This is a genomic window from Pseudoclavibacter sp. CFCC 13796, from assembly GCF_008831185.1.
GTDB lineage: Bacteria > Actinomycetota > Actinomycetes > Actinomycetales > Microbacteriaceae > Pseudoclavibacter_A.
The window spans coordinates 1,359,621-1,374,755 of the sequence record NZ_WBKD01000001.1 but is presented as its reverse complement, the minus strand read 5'-3'; the positions used below and the strand labels follow the sequence as shown (position 1 = coordinate 1,374,755).

Annotated in this window: 16 protein-coding genes and 2 riboswitches; of the genes, 10 read left to right on the top strand and 6 right to left on the bottom strand. The window is 67.6% G+C overall.

The genetic code is table 11. The features are described 5' to 3' along the window. Positions 1-58: 58 nt before the first annotated feature. Positions 59-778: a DedA family protein gene (locus tag F8O07_RS06070; RefSeq protein ID WP_225732815.1), complete on the top strand. Its 720-nt coding sequence runs from the start codon at positions 59-61 to the stop codon at positions 776-778. Continuing rightward, complete coding sequence (locus tag F8O07_RS06065) at positions 771-1,568, top strand: SGNH/GDSL hydrolase family protein (RefSeq protein WP_158031192.1); 798 nt, start codon at positions 771-773, stop codon at positions 1,566-1,568. The genes F8O07_RS06070 and F8O07_RS06065 overlap by 8 nt, the downstream gene beginning before the upstream one ends. A gap of 35 nt (positions 1,569-1,603) precedes the next feature. Here the strand turns inward: F8O07_RS06065 and F8O07_RS06060 are convergent, their stop codons facing one another. After that, positions 1,604-2,263: a M48 family metallopeptidase gene (locus F8O07_RS06060; RefSeq protein WP_158031191.1), complete on the bottom strand. Its 660-nt coding sequence runs from the start codon at positions 2,261-2,263 to the stop codon at positions 1,604-1,606. Positions 2,264-2,417: 154 nt separating this feature from the next. On the opposite strand from F8O07_RS06060, the gene F8O07_RS06055 reads away from it, so the two are divergent. From F8O07_RS06055 to thiD, 3 genes are all read left to right on the top strand, one after another. Further along, complete coding sequence (locus F8O07_RS06055; RefSeq protein ID WP_158031190.1) at positions 2,418-3,677, top strand: MFS transporter; 1,260 nt, start codon at positions 2,418-2,420, stop codon at positions 3,675-3,677. Between the two features lie 107 nt (positions 3,678-3,784). Beyond that, positions 3,785-4,498 (top strand): DsbA family protein, encoded by a 714-nt coding sequence (locus F8O07_RS06050; RefSeq protein ID WP_192496662.1) that lies wholly within the window; start codon positions 3,785-3,787, stop codon positions 4,496-4,498. A gap of 35 nt (positions 4,499-4,533) precedes the next feature. Then, positions 4,534-4,629: riboswitch (TPP riboswitch) on the top strand. Beyond that, positions 4,620-5,483 carry a bifunctional hydroxymethylpyrimidine kinase/phosphomethylpyrimidine kinase gene (gene thiD, locus F8O07_RS06045; protein ID WP_225733200.1) on the top strand — a complete coding sequence of 288 codons (864 nt, stop codon included), beginning with the start codon at positions 4,620-4,622 and terminating at the stop codon, positions 5,481-5,483. It overlaps the preceding riboswitch by 10 nt. A 71-nt stretch (positions 5,484-5,554) precedes the next feature. Here thiD and moeB read toward each other — a convergent pair whose 3' ends face one another. The 4 genes from moeB to F8O07_RS06025 all read right to left on the bottom strand — a co-directional run bounded on the left by moeB (position 5,555) and on the right by F8O07_RS06025 (position 9,039). Further along, entirely contained in the window at positions 5,555-6,745 is a 1,191-nt protein-coding gene (moeB, locus tag F8O07_RS06040) for a molybdopterin-synthase adenylyltransferase MoeB (protein WP_158031188.1), read from the bottom strand. Then, on the bottom strand, positions 6,742-7,527 hold the full coding sequence (locus tag F8O07_RS06035; RefSeq protein WP_158031187.1) for a thiazole synthase: 786 nt from the start codon (positions 7,525-7,527) through the stop codon (positions 6,742-6,744). Before F8O07_RS06035 ends, moeB begins: the two co-directional genes overlap by 4 nt. A 1-nt stretch (position 7,528) precedes the next feature. After that, positions 7,529-7,765: a sulfur carrier protein ThiS gene (gene thiS, locus F8O07_RS06030; RefSeq protein WP_158031186.1), complete on the bottom strand. Its 237-nt coding sequence runs from the start codon at positions 7,763-7,765 to the stop codon at positions 7,529-7,531. Then, positions 7,762-9,039, bottom strand: a complete 1,278-nt coding sequence (locus tag F8O07_RS06025; protein WP_158031185.1) for an FAD-dependent oxidoreductase — start codon at positions 9,037-9,039, stop codon at positions 7,762-7,764. The genes thiS and F8O07_RS06025 overlap by 4 nt, the downstream gene beginning before the upstream one ends. After that, positions 9,032-9,165: riboswitch (TPP riboswitch) on the bottom strand. (Overlaps the previous gene by 8 nt.) 34 nt (positions 9,166-9,199) lie before the next feature. Here F8O07_RS06025 and thiE point away from each other — a divergent pair. The 5 genes from thiE (at position 9,200) to F8O07_RS06000 (ending at position 14,472) form a co-directional block, all read left to right on the top strand. Continuing rightward, entirely contained in the window at positions 9,200-9,925 is a 726-nt protein-coding gene (thiE, locus tag F8O07_RS06020; protein ID WP_318655793.1) for a thiamine phosphate synthase, read from the top strand. 60 nt (positions 9,926-9,985) lie between these two features. Continuing rightward, positions 9,986-10,885, top strand: coding sequence for a fructose bisphosphate aldolase (locus F8O07_RS06015; protein ID WP_158031827.1), 900 nt, complete (start codon positions 9,986-9,988; stop codon positions 10,883-10,885). 24 nt (positions 10,886-10,909) lie between these two features. Then, entirely contained in the window at positions 10,910-11,425 is a 516-nt protein-coding gene (gene ybaK, locus F8O07_RS06010) for a Cys-tRNA(Pro) deacylase (protein ID WP_158031184.1), read from the top strand. 376 nt (positions 11,426-11,801) lie between these two features. Next, positions 11,802-12,605: an alpha/beta fold hydrolase gene (locus tag F8O07_RS06005; RefSeq protein ID WP_192496661.1), complete on the top strand. Its 804-nt coding sequence runs from the start codon at positions 11,802-11,804 to the stop codon at positions 12,603-12,605. A gap of 25 nt (positions 12,606-12,630) precedes the next feature. Next, positions 12,631-14,472 (top strand): sigma-54-dependent Fis family transcriptional regulator, encoded by a 1,842-nt coding sequence (locus F8O07_RS06000; RefSeq protein ID WP_158031182.1) that lies wholly within the window; start codon positions 12,631-12,633, stop codon positions 14,470-14,472. On the opposite strand, the gene F8O07_RS05995 is transcribed toward F8O07_RS06000, so the two are convergent. Continuing rightward, positions 14,473-15,018 carry a DUF779 domain-containing protein gene (locus tag F8O07_RS05995; protein WP_158031181.1) on the bottom strand — a complete coding sequence of 182 codons (546 nt, stop codon included), beginning with the start codon at positions 15,016-15,018 and terminating at the stop codon, positions 14,473-14,475. Between the last annotated feature and the right edge of the window lie 117 nt (positions 15,019-15,135).

The following is a 15,135-nucleotide window of genomic DNA, read 5'->3' as shown; positions in this document are numbered from 1 at the left end:
ACGCTGTCCGAGCCGCGACGGGAGTCACCGTAGACTGTCGGGGTACGAGAGGCAGTGCATGACCGAGATGTTCGACGCGTTCGACGCGACTCTGCTCACGATGTCGTCCAGCCCCTGGGTTCTCGTCTTCCTGTTTCTCTTCATCGCGATCGACGCGTTCTTTCCACCCGTGCCTAGTGAGTCTCTGGTGGTCGCCTTGGCGGCGCTGGCCGTAGCGCAGGGCGAGCCTCAACTCTGGATGCTGCTGCTCGTCTCAGCGGTTGCCGCAGCAACCGGCGACAACATCGCCTTCTGGCTCGGTTCGCGACTGCATCTGGATCAGCGCGCCTGGGCGGCCCGACCACGCATGCAGCGGCTCATCCAGACCGCGCGCCACACGCTGCACCGCCGTCCGGCCGTTCTCATACTCGCCGCCCGCTACATTCCCGTCGGGCGCGTCGTCGTCAACATGACCGCCGGAGCCACGGACTTTCCCTGGCGCCGGTTCGCCCCGCTCAGTCTGCTCGCCGGAGCCAGCTGGTCGGTGTACTCGGTGCTGATCGGTCTGCTCGCCGGGGCATGGGCGAAGCAGTCGCCGTTTCTCGCCGCCGTCCTCGCCATCGCCATCGCGCTCTCACTGGGCGTGATCATCGATTGGTCGGTCAAACGCTGGCAGCGACACCGCCGGCGAGTGCTGCGTGCTCGCATTCGAGAGGATGCCATGCGCCGCCGCACCGACGAGTGGCGGTCACCGGCACCGGCACCTGAGGCCAACAACGAAAGGAGTCTGCATGAGTGAGCTCTCATCGCCCGCCACCGTGCGTTTTCAGCGTTTCGTCGCCATCGGCGACAGTTTCACCGAAGGCGTCGGAGACGAAGACCCGCAGGCTCCGGGCGGCGTACGAGGCTGGGCCGACCGAGCAGCCGAAGTTCTGGCCAGGCAGTCTTCCACGTTCGAATACGCCAACCTCGCCGTGCGCGGCAAGCTCATTCAGCCGATCGTTCGCGAGCAGGTCGACCGGGCCATCGCGATGCGCCCGGATCTCATCACGTTCTGCGCCGGAGGCAACGACATTCTGCGCCCTGGCAGCGACCCCGACCGTGTGGCCGCCATCTTCGATCGCTCTCTGGCACGGCTGACCGCCACCGGCGCGACCGTGCTGATCTTCACCGGCCCCGATCTGCGCACCATGCCCGCCTTCGCTCTGATTCGCGGCAAAGTCGCCATCTACAACGAGAACATGCGCGCCAGCGCCGCACGCCGGGGTGCGCTGGTCGTGGACCAATGGGGGCTGCGCGCACTCCATGACCCCAGTCGCTGGGCGCCGGATCGTCTGCATCTTTCGCCCCTCGGCCACCATCTGATGGCCATTCGCGTGCTCGAGACGCTCGGTGTCGAACACGATCTCAGCCCCGAGCATGTGGCCGGGCCGCCTGTCGGTCGCTGGCACGTCACCTCCGCCGACGTCCAATGGGCCAGAGAGTATCTCTGGCCGTGGGCGATGCGGCGGCTGACCGGGCGCTCCTCGGCAGACGGTCGTCATGCCAAACTCGACCACCCGGTGCATCCGACAGACGACTCAGAGTAGGTCTCATCTGTCGCGCCGTGCCTGCGAACGCGCGATCAGGCGGGTTCCTGCGCCCTGCACTCGCGGCCACCGGGTGCGAGCATGTCGGCGCGCGGATGCCCGAGCGCGGCCCGCAGACGACGCCACGCCGGCAGCGCGGCACTCATCATGGCCTGGAACTCGGCACCGTGGTTGTGCACTCGCAGATGCACGAGTTCGTGCACCACGACGTACTCGACATAGGCGTCATCGTAGCGAGCCAGTTCGAGGCTGAAGCGAATGCGTCGGGTTGCGGGCGTGCAGCTTCCCCAGCGCGTGCGCATGAGACGCGGCGTCCACGTCGGCCGCGGCAGATCGAGACGCCGGGTCCACGATGCGATCAGCGCAGGCACGAGCTCCGCCAGTCGGGCCTTCGCCCATGCGATCTGCTCTTCAGACCAGTCGAGCTGCGGAACCGCGATGTCTCGCCGCCGCTCTTCGGCCAGACAGCGATCGATCCAGCTCCGATTGGTGCGTACGAAACGCCGCAGCTCGAACTCGCGCATGCCTGCCGGAGCCGTCAGCACCACAGAGCTGAGCGTGCCCAGAGCACTCTGGGGTGCACCGCCCACGCGCCCCACTCTGAGGCTCACGCGCCGCACGGGGCGACGACGAAGCACACAGACCAGGTCGTCGACCTGCAGCAGTTCGTCGCGTGTGCCGCGCTGCGTCACCATGGTGCCTTCTGCCCTCGCTCGTCTTTTTCGGTCGCGCTGACTCTACCCTGACCGGCCGACACCGATCCCGACCCCGACCCCGACCCCGACCCCCGAGCAACGCAAGATTCAGTGCACCGAGAGCCGACAGCCTCCTCGGGTCTACACTGGCCGGATGAATCAGCTGCGTCGGTATGCCGTGCCGATCTTTCTTCCAGCTCTGCTCTTCGCGACCGCTGAGGCCTGCCTGGTGCCTGTGCTGCCGGCCAGAGCGGTCGAGCTCGGAGCCGACACCGCCCTCGCGGGGCTCATCGCCGGCATGCTGATGATCGGTCAGGTGATCGGCGATCTGCCCAGCAGCTGGATGGTCGCTCGTCTCGGCGAGCAGCGCACGATGATCGTGGCGGCTGCCCTCGGCGCAGCCGGCGCCGCGGTTGCCGCAGTGGGATCGTCTGTGACCGTGCTGCTGGTCGGCACGCTGCTGGTCGGCATGGCCGCTGCCGCGTTCAACCTCGCCAGACACGCCCTGCTCACCGAGCTCGTGCCGGTCTCACATCGAGCCCGTGCCATGTCAGTGCTCGGCGGCACCGTCAGAGGCGGCCTGTTTCTCGGCCCCATGCTCGTCGCACCCCTGATCGCATGGTTCGGCAGCACGTCGGCTTTCGTGGCCAGCATCGCGCTCAGCGTCGTGGTCGCCGTGCTGCTGGTTCTGATGCCCGACCCTGAGACACTGCTGCGAGCTGGCCTTCCCGCCGAGGCACCCACGTCTGACGTGCCGGCCGCAGATCAGTCGCACGATGCCCACGCCTCCGACACCACGGCATCCGCCCCATCGCTGTGGCAGACCCTCGTCAGCTCGCGACGCGTGCTCGCGACCATGGGGCTGGGAATCGCCGCAGTGCAGCTGCTGCGATCCAGCCGCCAGGTCATTCTGCCGCTCTGGGGCACGCACATCGGCGCAGACACCGAGACCATCGCGCTGATCATGGGCATCGCGGGTGCCCTCGACCTCGCGCTCTTCTACGTGTCGGGCCAGCTCATGGATCGCTTCGGGCGGCTCTGGGTCGTGCTGCCGACGCTGCTCGGTCTGGCGGTGACACACCTCGCGCTGCTGCCGGTGCACGGGCCGTGGGGGCTGCTCGTCACGGCGAGCCTGATGTCTCTGGCCAACGGCCTCGGATCCGGCATCATCATGACCATGGGCGCGGATCTGGCGCCGGAGCACCACCCGGCGGCGTTTCTGGGAGCCTGGCGTCTGGTCGCAGACGCCGGCAGTGCAAGTTCGCCGCTGATTCTCTCCGGCCTCGCCGCCGCCGCAGGAATCGCGGCCTCTGCCGCGGTCATGGCCGGTCTGGGCGTCGTCGGAGCCTGGCTGCTGTGGCACTTCACGCCGAAGTTCCTGCCTCCGGAGCTCTCCGGTCGCGGTCGGGTCTGACGCCCGCCGGCTCGTCTGGAGTCGCACCGCTCGGCCGGTCGTCGTGAGCGCGCACGCACCTCTCGCTAGCATGGAGTCACCCTTTTCAGATGGATGAGAGACCGAACATGCCAGACTCCCCCGCGCCCGCTCAGCAGTCGTCGTCAGACGGAGCGCCTGCGCTCCGCGTCGAGACCTGGATCGACCTCGCCTGCCCGTGGAGCTACATCGGGCTGAGCAATCTGCTCGCAGCGGTGCAGCGCTTCAGCGAAGAGCGGCCTGAGAACCGTGTGCTGCTCGGCCTGCGCAGCTACGAGCTCAACCCCGATGCAGATGACGCAGACGCCCGCAGTGCGGCGCAGCATCTGGCCGACATCAAGGGCATCACGGTGTCTCAGGCCCAAACCGAGCTCGACCGAGTGACCATGGCCGCCGCCGACGCCGGGCTCGACTTCCACTTCGACGTGCTGCAGCAGTCGAACACCGGTCTCGCCCACGAGCTGCTGCACGCGGCCCGTCTCGACCATCGGGAACGCGAAGTCGCACTGGCACTGTTTCACGCCCACTTCAGCGAGGGCCGCCACATCGGTCGTCTCGAGACGCTCGAGGAGATCGCCAGTGAGCAGGGCCTCGATGCCGCATCGATCAGTCGCGAGCTGACCACGCATTCGCATACGGGCGAGGTGCAGGCCGACGAACGACGCGCCGCCGAGCTCGGCATCTCATCAGTGCCGTTCTTCCTGTTCAACGATCGCTTCGGCGCCTCCGGTGCGCAGCCGGTCGAGGCCCTGCTCGAGGTGCTGCACGAGGTGCAGACGCGGGTCGGCGCCGACGCTCGCTGAGACTGACCCTCCGGGGTCGCAGGCGTATACTCTGGGCGTGTGACACGGGGTGCCCCGAACGGGGGCTGAGAAGAGACCCGTCGAACCTGCTCTCGTCAGCACGAGCGAAGGGATCGTCCAAATGACCGTCAACCATGCCGCATCACGCCCGGAGAGCATCCGCGTGCCGCGCATCCTCAGCATCGCAGGCACCGACCCCACCGGCGGCGCCGGGGTGCAGGCCGATCTGAAATCGATCTCGGCGATGGGCGGCTACGCCATGGCGGTCGTCACCGCGCTCGTGGCGCAGAACACCCGGGGTGTGCGCTCGGTGCACCTGCCGCCGGTCTCTTTTCTGCGCGAGCAGCTGGAGGCTGTGTCTGACGACGTGGAGATCGACGGCGTGAAGATCGGCATGCTCGCCGACGCCGACACCGTCACGACGGTGAAGTCCTGGCTTGACGAGGTGCGGCCGCCGATCGTGGTGCTCGACCCGGTAATGGTGGCCACCAGCGGCGACCGCCTGCTTGCCGAAGACGCCGAGGCGGCCGTGCGAGATCTCTGCCGCAGTGCCGATCTGATCACCCCCAACGTTCCGGAGCTCGCGGTGCTCGCCGACGCGTCTGAGGCACAGACGTGGGCGGATGCCGTGGCTCAGGCCCGACTCGTCAGCGCACGCTGCGATACCGTGGTGCTCGTCAAAGGCGGGCATTTGGTCGGCGATCGCGTGCACGACGCGCTTGTCGACGCCCGGTCTGACCCTGAGGGGTCGCCCGTGCCCGACGGGCTCTTCGAAGCCGACGCTCCGCGCGTCGACACCGACTGCACGCACGGAACCGGATGCACGCTCTCTTCGGCCATGGCGACTCGCCTCGCCGCAGGCGACGACTGGCCCACCGCGCTGATCACGGTCAAGGCCTGGCTCACCCGGGCGCTGCGCAGCGCCGACGCTCTGCACGTCGGGCAGGGTCACGGCCCGGTCGATCACTTCGTCGACCTGCGCTGAGGCTCGACGCCGAGCCAGTCGCGCAGAGATGGTTCAATGGCGCAGCGATGGTTCAGGAGCCCAGCGATGATTCAGTAGCGCGGCAGCGAGGGATCGACCGTCTGCACCCAGCCCATCGTGCCGCCCACCACCTGCCGCACGTTGGTGCGTCCGGAGTCACGCAGCATTTCGAGCGCCTGCGTCGAGCGCGCACCCGTCTTACAGACCAGAATGACCTCGCGTCCAGGCGACACGTCGAAGGCCCGGGCACGGATCTCGTGCTGCAGCCGGGCCAACGGCAGCAGCCGCGCGCCCGGAATGTGCACGAGGTCGAACTCGTCCGGTTCTCGCACATCGATGAGATCGAAGTCGATCTCGCCGGCGGCTCGTCGCTGCAGCAGCGACTGCAGATCACGAGCCGTCACACTGGACCCCTGTGCCATGCCCGGCGTGCCGCAGAGCTCGACGTAGTCGGCCTCGAGATCGTGCACCCTGACCCGGTCGGGGTCAGGCGTCAGTCGCAGCTCGCGCCATCGGCCCGCTGCCGCGTCGAGCACCTGCACACGGTTGACCAGAGGCTCGCCGATGCCGGTGATGAGCTTGATCGCCTCACCGGCCATCACCGTTCCGATCATGCCCGGCAGCACGCCGAAGACTCCCCCTTCGGCGCAGGAGGGCACCTCGCCGGGCTCTGGCGGCTCAGGAAAGAGGTCGCGGTAGCACGCGTCGATGCCGAAGACGCTGACCTGTCCCTCATAGCGCAGAATCGATCCCCAGACCACCGGTCGTCCGGCGATCTCTGCCGCGTCTGCCACAAGGTAGCGGGTGGCGAAGTTGTCGGCACCGTCGACGACGAGGTCGTACTCGGCGAAGAGGCGCAGCGCATTGTCTCGATCGAGCCGCACGGCATGAGCCTCGAGGTTCACCAGCGGATTGATGCGCGCCACCGTCTGCGCCGCCGAGGTCACTTTGAGCTCGCCGATGCGGTCGACGCCGTGAATGACCTGCCGCTGCAGATTCGACTCGTCGACCCGGTCGTCGTCGACGACGCCGATCGTGCCCACGCCGGCCGCTGCCAGATACTCCAGCACCGGCGATCCGAGACCGCCTGCGCCGATGACCAGCACACGAGCGGCCTTCAGCCGACGCTGCGCTGCCTCGCCTGCCCCGGGCAGAATGAGCTGGCGGGAGTACCTGCGTCGCTCGTCGTCGGTGAGCACGGGCAGCTCGTCGAGAGACTGGAGCCTCTCGACGAACGATGCGATGTGATCGACGCCACTCACAGGTCGGGCCGGCCTTCGACAGGAGACGACGCCAGTGCGTCCGCCCTCTTCGGAATGCGCCCGCCGAGAGCGGCGAGCCGCCCGGCCACGACCGCGTGCCGGAATGCGCGCGCCATGACCGCCGGATGCTCCGCGCGCGTCACCGCCGTGGCGAGCAGCACCGCGTCGCACCCGAGCTCCATGGCGAGAGCCGCATCGCTGGCCGTGCCCACGCCGGCGTCGAGCACCACGGGCACTCCGGCGTTCGCGGTGATCGCCGCGATGTTGTGCGGGTTCAGAATGCCCAGCCCGGTGCCGATCGGCGCCCCGAGCGGCATGATCGCCGCGGCACCGGCCTGCTCGAGATGGCGTGCCAGAATCGGGTCGTCGTTGGTGTAGACCATGACGTCGAACCCGTCGTTGACCAGCTGCTCGGTCGCGTCGGCGAGTTCGAGCCCGTCGGGCAGCAGCGTCTGGTCGTCGGCGATGACCTCGAGCTTCACCAGGTTCGTCTCGAGCGCCTCGCGCGCAAGCTGAGCGGTGAGAACGGCCTCACGCGCGGTGAAGCAGCCGGCCGTGTTGGGCAGCACCTCGATGTCGTTGCGCCGCAGGATGTCGAACAGGCTCGGCCCCGCCGAAGGGGTGTGCCGTCGCATCGCGACCGTGGTCAGCTCGGTGCCGCTGGCCAGCAGCGCCTGTTCCAGCCCGTCGAGGCTGGGTGCGCCGCCGGTGCCCATGATCAGCCGCGAACGGTACGACCGCCCCGCGACCTCGAAGAGATCGTCATCGTCGTGGTCAGCCATCTCAGCCTCCTTGTTTCGCGGTCACGAGTTCGATGCGGGCCTGCGGTGTGAGCACCGTCTGCGCCCAGCGGCCGCGCGGCACGATCGTCTCGTCGACGGCCACCGCGACGCCGAGCCGCGAGCCGTCGACGGGTCGGCCGTCGGCGGCGAGCGGGGTGCCGGTTCGTTCGGCCACGAGGGCGAGCACCGAGTCGGCCTCGGTCTCGACGGCCTCGCCGTTCAGAATGATCTGTGTCATGCGGATGCTCCTGTGGGGGTCTCGGATCGATCGTCTGACGAGAAGCGCCAGGGGTCGAACGCCTGCCAGTCGGATGCTGCGGCGGTGCCGTCGACGAGATCGGAGATCACGACGGCGTTCTGAGCGCTGAGCAGGATGCCATGGCGGTGGGTGCCGGTGTTGGCGAGCAGCCCGTCGGCGACTCGGCCGAGCAGAGGCGCGTTGTCCGGTGTGCCGGGGCGGGCACGAGCAGTGGCCTCGATGAGTTCGAGGTCGTCGACCGCCGGCAGCAGCTCGTGGGCGTCGCGAAGCAGCTGCAACACGCTGCCTGCGAGCACGGCGTCTCGAGCGTCTTCGCGTTCGGTCGCCCCGATCACGACCGTTCCGTCTTCGCGCGGCACGATGTAGACGCTGCGGCCGTGGACGAGGCCGCGGATCGTGTGAGTGGTGAGCGGGCGCAGCCGCTCCGGAGTGCGCAGACGCAGCACGTCGCCGTGCACCGGGCGGATCGGCCAGACCAGACCTCGCGGCAGGCCGCCGAGCCTCGGGCTCTCCAGGCCGTTGGCCACCACGACTTCGTCTGCCTCGATGACCTGCTGCGCCGACACGCTCGGGGTCGGGCTCGCCGGCGGCACGTCGGCCACGACCTCGCTCGACGGCCACGCGGGCTGTTCGTCGAAGCGATGGGTGACCGGCCCTTCTCGACGTTCGCTCGGTTCGAGACGAACGCCGACCACCCGCTCGTCTCGCCAGAGCAGCTCCACGGCGCGTTCCGGCACCACATGCACGTCGTCGCACACTTCGAGGGCCGACATATAGGCCCCTGCGAGACGTCGCGGGGTGATCTGGTGGTCGTCGCGGGCCAGGAACGCCCCGCTGATGCCCGGGCCGAGCAGCGGCTCAAGCGCACGGGCCTCTCGTGAGGTGAGATCCTGCACGTCGAGCCCGAGTTCGAGCTGCTGGGCGCGCAGGCTTCGCAGCAGCTCGCGATCGGCGGCGTCGGCGGTGGCGACGATGGTCGGCGTCGACCGGTAACCGGTGCCGACCACCGTCGCCTGGTCCAGCTCGGCGACGATCTGCGGGTAGAGACGCGCGGCCGGCACGGAGAGCGCGAGCAGACTCTCTTCTTCGAAGGCGTACTCGCTCACGGCGGCGAGCATCCCGGCCGCCGCATGACTCGCGCCCGAAGCGGGCGCCGGATCGACGATCGTCACCGCGTGACCGCGCTGATGCAGTCGCCACGCGGTCGCCAGGCCGACGACGCCGGCACCGATGACGATGACATGCTTGTTCATTCTGCTCGCTTCCTACGCCGGTATGATCCGGATCAGGTCGACGGTCTGCACACGATCACCGGCCTGTTTCGGCCTGGTGAATCGCGCGCACTCTCAGCCGAGTTCTCGGCTCCCGTGCTCATGTGGGGCAATTGTACCGCCCGGTTCGTACACTGGACGCATGATCGTCAAGTCTCAGCACGCTGACCGCTCCACCGACCCGCACGCCACACCTCGCACCCGAGAATGGCGACTGAGCATGCTGCAGCAGGCGCAGCTGTATCTGTGCACCGACGCAAGACTGGGCACCGGAGACTTCGACGAGTTCGTGGACGCCGCCTACCGCGGAGGCGTCGACATCATTCAGCTGCGCGACAAGCATCTCGACGCCGGTGATGAGCTGGAGTACTTCGAGCTGCTCGCGGCTGCGGCGCGCCGACATGGGCGACTCTTCGCCGCCAACGACCGAGCCGACGTCGCCACGCTGACCGGCGCCGACATCCTGCACGTCGGGCAGCGCGACCTCAGCGTCGCCGACGCCCGTTCGCTGCTGCCTGACGGCACGCTCGTCGGTCTGTCGACGCATTCGCGAGTGCAGGCCGAGCAGGCGCGTCTGGGCGATCCTGACTATTACTGCATCGGGCCGGTCTGGCGCACTCCCACGAAACCGGGTCGGGCCCCGGTCACCCTCGACGCCGTGCGACAGGTGCATACGCAGAGCCGTGGCGATGCCAAGCCGTGGTTCGCCATCGGCGGCGTCAACGCCGAGACCCTGGAGCAGGTGCTCGACGCCGGGGCGAGCCGCATCGTCGTCGTACGTGCGATCACCCAGGCGGACGACCCCGAGGCCGCCGCTCGCGAGCTGCGCTCGGCGCTGCCACCGCTGCCCGAGCTCGTCACAGCGTGAGATAATGATCGTCGTGTCGCACGACGGCACCCTGCTGACCAAACAAAGAAAGCGGTGACCATGTCATCAGTGTTCGATGCACAGTACGAGCGGTTCTCGACCGGTGCCGGCTTCCTGGCCGCGCTCGATCAGTCCGGAGGCAGCACGCCCAAGGCGCTGCGTCTCTACGGAGTGGACGAATCACAGTACCGCAATGAGACCGAGATGTTCGACCTCATTCACGAGCTGCGCACTCGCATCATCACCAGCCCTGCTTTCACCAGCGAACGTGTGCTCGGCGCGATTCTCTTCGAGCAGACGGTCGACCGTGAGATCAACGGGGCCCCGAGCGCGAAGTACCTCTGGAACGAGCTGGGCATCGTGCCGTTCCTGAAGATCGACAAAGGGCTCGCCGAGCTCAAAGACGGCGTGCAGGTGCTCAAACCGATCCCGACGCTGCAGCAGCAGCTCGACAAGGCGAACGCGAACGAGGTCTTCGGCACGAAAGAGCGCTCGCTGATCAAACAGGCCAACGAGTCGGGCATCATCGCCGTCGTCGACCAGCAGTTCGAGCTGGCCGATCAGGTGCTCGACGCCGGGCTTGTGCCGATCATCGAGCCCGAGGTCGACATCACCGCAGCCGACAAGGCCGATTCCGAGTCGATTCTGCGCGATCAGATTCTGCAGCACCTCGATGCGCTGCCCGAGGGGCGCAACGTGACCCTCAAGCTCTCACTGCCCACCGAGGCCGGCTTCTACTCCGCTCTCGTCGACCACGACCGCGTCGTGCGCGTCGTCGCCCTCTCAGGTGGTTACAGCCGAGACGAGGCCAACGCGCTGCTGGCCAAGAATCCGGGAGTCATCGCCAGCTTCAGCCGCGCCCTCACCGAGGGTCTCACCGCACAGCAGAGCGACGACGAGTTCAACCAGACGCTCGACGCCGCCATCGAGAGCATCTACCAGGCGTCGATCGCCGGCTGAGACACGCGAAAGAGATCGACACAGATGGCAGCGCACAGAGGGCACGGGTCGGCCACGCCGGCGACCCGTGCCCTCGACCGTGCCGGAGTGGCCTATCAGCTGCACGGCTTCGAGCATGACCCCGATGACCGACACTTCGGCGACGAAGCCGTCGACAAGCTCGATCTGCCTGCAGACCGCATCTTCAAGACGCTGGTCGTCGAGATCGACGGTGCTGCATCGCGCAGTCAGGATCTCGCAGTCGGCGTCGTGAGTCTGGATGCGCGACTCGATCTCAAGGCCATGGCGCACGCGTTGGGAGTCAAACGGTGCCACATGGCCGATCCTCAGCTGGCACAGCGCCGCACCGGCTATGTGGTCGGCGGCATCAGTCCGCTGGGGCAGAAGAGCCGGCTGCCCATCTTCGTCGACGACGGCGCCCGCGCCATCGAGACCATGCTGGTCTCCGGCGGTCAGCGTGGGCTTGACGTCGAGCTGACGCCAGACGACCTCTGCAGCGTCACCGGAGCACGCTACGCCCCCATCGCCAAACGCGACTGAGCGGCGCCGGGCGCAGAGAACCGGTGGCGGCGTCCACGCTGTGAGACACCACCACCGGTGTGAGAGTTCAGGTCAGCTCTCAGAGACGGCAGCCGAATCGTTGTGCTTCGATCCAGCGCGACGACGCGTGCCGAGCTCTCCGTCGACTTGGTCGGCGAAGTCGGTGCTCTGTGCAGTCATCGGGGACTCATCCTGCCAGATCTGTTCGAGATCAGCATCGAGCCCAGCTTCCTTCCGGGCCCTTCGCCCGGGATCCTTCTCTCGGTTCGTGCTCATGTCTGCAGTCTAAGCCGAGCACGACCGGCTCACCTCGGAACCACGAGATGATATATCGACCCGCCGAAGACCGATCGAGCGCATGAGGTACTCTCCACACATGCAGTCGTTCACCGTGCACTCATCGCTCGACGGCGTCGAACTGCGCTGCCGCCGTTTCAGCGCGACGGCAGCGACCGACCTGGCACCAGTCATCATGCTGCACGGCACCGCGCTGTCGCAGTCCGTTTGGCGCGGCATGGGCTGGATCGACCCGGTTCTGCCGGCCCGAGACGTGCTCACCATGGATCTCCGCGGTCACGGCCGCAGCGGCAGACCGCACGACGCAACGGCCTACGACATGCACCACTTCGTCACAGACGTCTGCGATGTGCTCGACGCCGCTCAGATTCCCCGGGCGGCAGTCGTGGGCTATTCTCTCGGCGGTCGCATCATGTTCTCACTCGCTGCAGACCACCCCACACGAGTCTCGACGATGGTGAGCGTGGCGGGATCGCCGCAGAACTCCCCCGGCGCATTCGACCGGGTCTTCTTTCCCGGCATCGTCGAGACGCTGCGACAGGGGTCTATGGAGCTGTTCATCGAGCGCTGGGAGCAGCATCTCGGCCGCCCCCTCTCGGCTTCGACCGTTCTGGCCATGCGGATGAACGACCCGCTCGCCCTCGCCGCCTACATGACCGCGGCCGACGGAGATCGCGGCGTGCCGACCCGCGTGCTCTCCACGATGCGCATGCCGACGCTGCTTCTGGCCGGCTGTGCGGATGCCGAACGCGAGCAGGCTGCCCGGCTGGCGGCCGCATACCTGCCGAACGCCCGCATCCGCCTGCTCCCGGGGGTCACGCACAGTGGAATCCTGCGTTCGCCGACAGCGTGCCAGGCGACCGCCGACTTCCTCGCTCGCTGACAGATTCATCGCATAGACTGCACCCGTGTCAGTTCCATCGCCTCTCATGCCCAAAGGCCTCTCTGGGGCCGTCCGGGCCCGCGAGCGGCTGATCACCTCCGGCGCCGTCGACGACGCACTGCTGCGCCCTGAGATCGCCGAATCCTGGCGACGCTGCCGCGAGGCCGATGTCTCGGCGCACGACCTGCAGCAGATCACGCCGATCAGCAGCGTGGCTCAGACACCGTTGGCCCGGCACTCGACCGAAGCGCTGCAGACGCTCGCCGGCGACCTCAGCGAGGTCAGCGCCGGCGTCGTCGTCGCCGACACCACCGGCAACATCGTGTCGGCCGCGTTCTGCGACATCTCCGGCCGCGACTCGCTCAGCGAGATCAACATGCTGCCCGGCTACTCTTTCGCCGAGGCGTCGGTCGGCACGAACGGCATCGGCACGACGCTTGCGACGGGCAGGCCCACTGCCGTCATCGGCGCCGAACACTTCAACGACGCCTTCCAGCAGTACGCCTGTGTCGGCCTGCCGCTGCGCCACCCGATCAGCGGTCAGCTCATCGGCGTCGTCGAGATGACCACCAAGGCCACCCGAGACGAACTCGCGACCAAGCTGATGCGTCACACCCTCAGCATCGCCAAGAGACGCATCGAGCATCGACTGCTGGACGAAACGACCAGCGAACGCCAGCCGCTGCTGCGCCTGTTCAGCGATCGCGACGCGCTGGCAACCGGGCCGGTGCTCGCCTACGCCGACGGCTTCGAGATCTGCAACACTTGGGCGACGCTCACGCTCGACGTCGAAGACCGTGCCATGCTGCAGCGCACCGCCCTGCGCATGATCACCCAGCACAGCGCCGATCGCCGACAGGTTCGTCTGCACACCGGTGCCGAGTGCGTGATGAAGCCGACGCTGCTGATGTCGTCCGGGCTCGCTCAAGACGGTCTGGTGCTCGAGCTCGAGTTCATCGGCACCAGTCGCTCGCTCGGGGTCATCGGCCACACCGGCACGAGCAGCACCATGCGTCTGGGCGAGAACTATCGTCGCTTCGCAGACGTCCAGCTGCTCTCTGGGCGGTCTCCTCTGTGGCTGCAGACTCGCACCGATCTGGGCGCAGCACTGCGTCGACGCGAGTCGGTGCTCGCAGTCGGCGAGACCGGAACGGGCAAGACCTCGGCCGTCGACGAGATCTTCCACCAGCTCAAGCCCGACGGCCGCAGCACGATCGTCGAGCCCGAAGACCTGTATCGTCGCGTGCGTCGCGGCCGCGGCTTCGCACAGCTGCTCGCCGGCCGGCCAGACCTGCTCATTCTGCGCAACATCCACTCGCTGCCGCAAGAGACCATCGAGCCGCTGGCCGAGTTCCTGATCACCCGTTCCGCCGACGTGCTGGTGGCCGCGACGTACAACCCGTCGCACATGAGCGACCGGATGCCCTCGGCGCAGCTGCTCCCGTTCTTTCAGCACACCACGATGATTCCCGCTCTGCGACATCGCCCGGACGACATTCCCGGCATCGTCGCGCAGTTTCTGCAGGTGCTCGCCGGCGACAGACAGCCGCTGCGCGTCGCAGACGACGCCATGGCCGCGCTGAGCCAGTCGAGCTGGCCCGGAAATCTCAAGCAGCTGCACGACGTGCTCGCGACGCTGGTCTCGAATCTCGAGCCCGGGCAGACCGTGCAGCGCAGCGACATCCCACGCTTCGCGAGCCTCAGCGACCTCATGGTGCTCACCGCCATGGAGGCCATCGAGCGGGATGCGATCGTGCAGAACCTGTACGAGTGCAACCGAAACAAGTCTGCGACGGCTCAGGCGCTGGGCATCTCGCGGTCGTCTCTCTACCGCAAGATGCGCGCCTACGGCCTCGAAGACATCTGATCAGAACGTCGGCAGCTGACAGACCGAGCCGAACTCGCCGTCGAGATCGACCGGTGGCAGCGGTCTCGGCGTCTCAGCCCCTGCGTCGACTTCGGCCTTCGTGGGAGCCGGAGCCAGCTCGGCGGTCTCCTCGCTGCTGAAGAGGCGCCCGCGAGACAGAAAGACGTACCCTTCGGGTCCCTCCAGAGAGAATCCGCCCAGGCCGACACCCTCTGCCACGTCGATCACGACCTGGGTGTGCTCCCACGCCGAGAACTGCGTGCTGGAGATCCAGACCGGCGTGCCCGCGGCATCCGCACTGCTGCCGTCCAGGACGAAGCCCAGCAGTCGGTCGAGCGGTGAGACGATGTAGCTGCCCACTCGAAAGCATGCTGGCCCTGACCCCTCGCAGCAGCCGCCGGACTGATGGAAGATCACGTCGCCGTGCTTCTCACGAATGGTGTGCAGCACCGCCGCAGCCGCGGTCGTGATCACGACTCGCGAGTGCAGCGCCTGTTCGAGCAGTGCGGCAGGCGTGCCGTCGACTGACTCAGTGCGTGGGCTCATGATTGACTCCTTCGTCGAAGGCATCGAAGATGCCGGTGTTCCCATCGTGACGGACGCGCACGTCGAGCGCCAGCCATCGAAGACGATGACGGGGCGGCCCGCCGTTCCGAATCGGAA

Coding starts and splice junctions, on each gene's coding strand:
- F8O07_RS06070 (WP_225732815.1), top strand. CDS start 59: ATGACCGAGATGTTCGACGCGTTCGACGCGACTCTGCTCACGATGTCG.
- F8O07_RS06065 (WP_158031192.1), top strand. CDS start 771: ATGAGTGAGCTCTCATCGCCCGCCACCGTGCGTTTTCAGCGTTTCGTC.
- F8O07_RS06060 (WP_158031191.1), bottom strand. CDS start 2,263: ATGGTGACGCAGCGCGGCACACGCGACGAACTGCTGCAGGTCGACGAC.
- F8O07_RS06055 (WP_158031190.1), top strand. CDS start 2,418: ATGAATCAGCTGCGTCGGTATGCCGTGCCGATCTTTCTTCCAGCTCTG.
- F8O07_RS06050 (WP_192496662.1), top strand. CDS start 3,785: ATGCCAGACTCCCCCGCGCCCGCTCAGCAGTCGTCGTCAGACGGAGCG.
- thiD (WP_225733200.1), top strand. CDS start 4,620: ATGACCGTCAACCATGCCGCATCACGCCCGGAGAGCATCCGCGTGCCG.
- F8O07_RS06035 (WP_158031187.1), bottom strand. CDS start 7,527: ATGGCTGACCACGACGATGACGATCTCTTCGAGGTCGCGGGGCGGTCG.
- thiS (WP_158031186.1), bottom strand. CDS start 7,765: ATGACACAGATCATTCTGAACGGCGAGGCCGTCGAGACCGAGGCCGAC.
- F8O07_RS06025 (WP_158031185.1), bottom strand. CDS start 9,039: ATGAACAAGCATGTCATCGTCATCGGTGCCGGCGTCGTCGGCCTGGCG.
- thiE (WP_318655793.1), top strand. CDS start 9,200: ATGATCGTCAAGTCTCAGCACGCTGACCGCTCCACCGACCCGCACGCC.
- F8O07_RS06015 (WP_158031827.1), top strand. CDS start 9,986: ATGTCATCAGTGTTCGATGCACAGTACGAGCGGTTCTCGACCGGTGCC.
- ybaK (WP_158031184.1), top strand. CDS start 10,910: ATGGCAGCGCACAGAGGGCACGGGTCGGCCACGCCGGCGACCCGTGCC.
- F8O07_RS06005 (WP_192496661.1), top strand. CDS start 11,802: ATGCAGTCGTTCACCGTGCACTCATCGCTCGACGGCGTCGAACTGCGC.
- F8O07_RS05995 (WP_158031181.1), bottom strand. CDS start 15,018: ATGAGCCCACGCACTGAGTCAGTCGACGGCACGCCTGCCGCACTGCTC.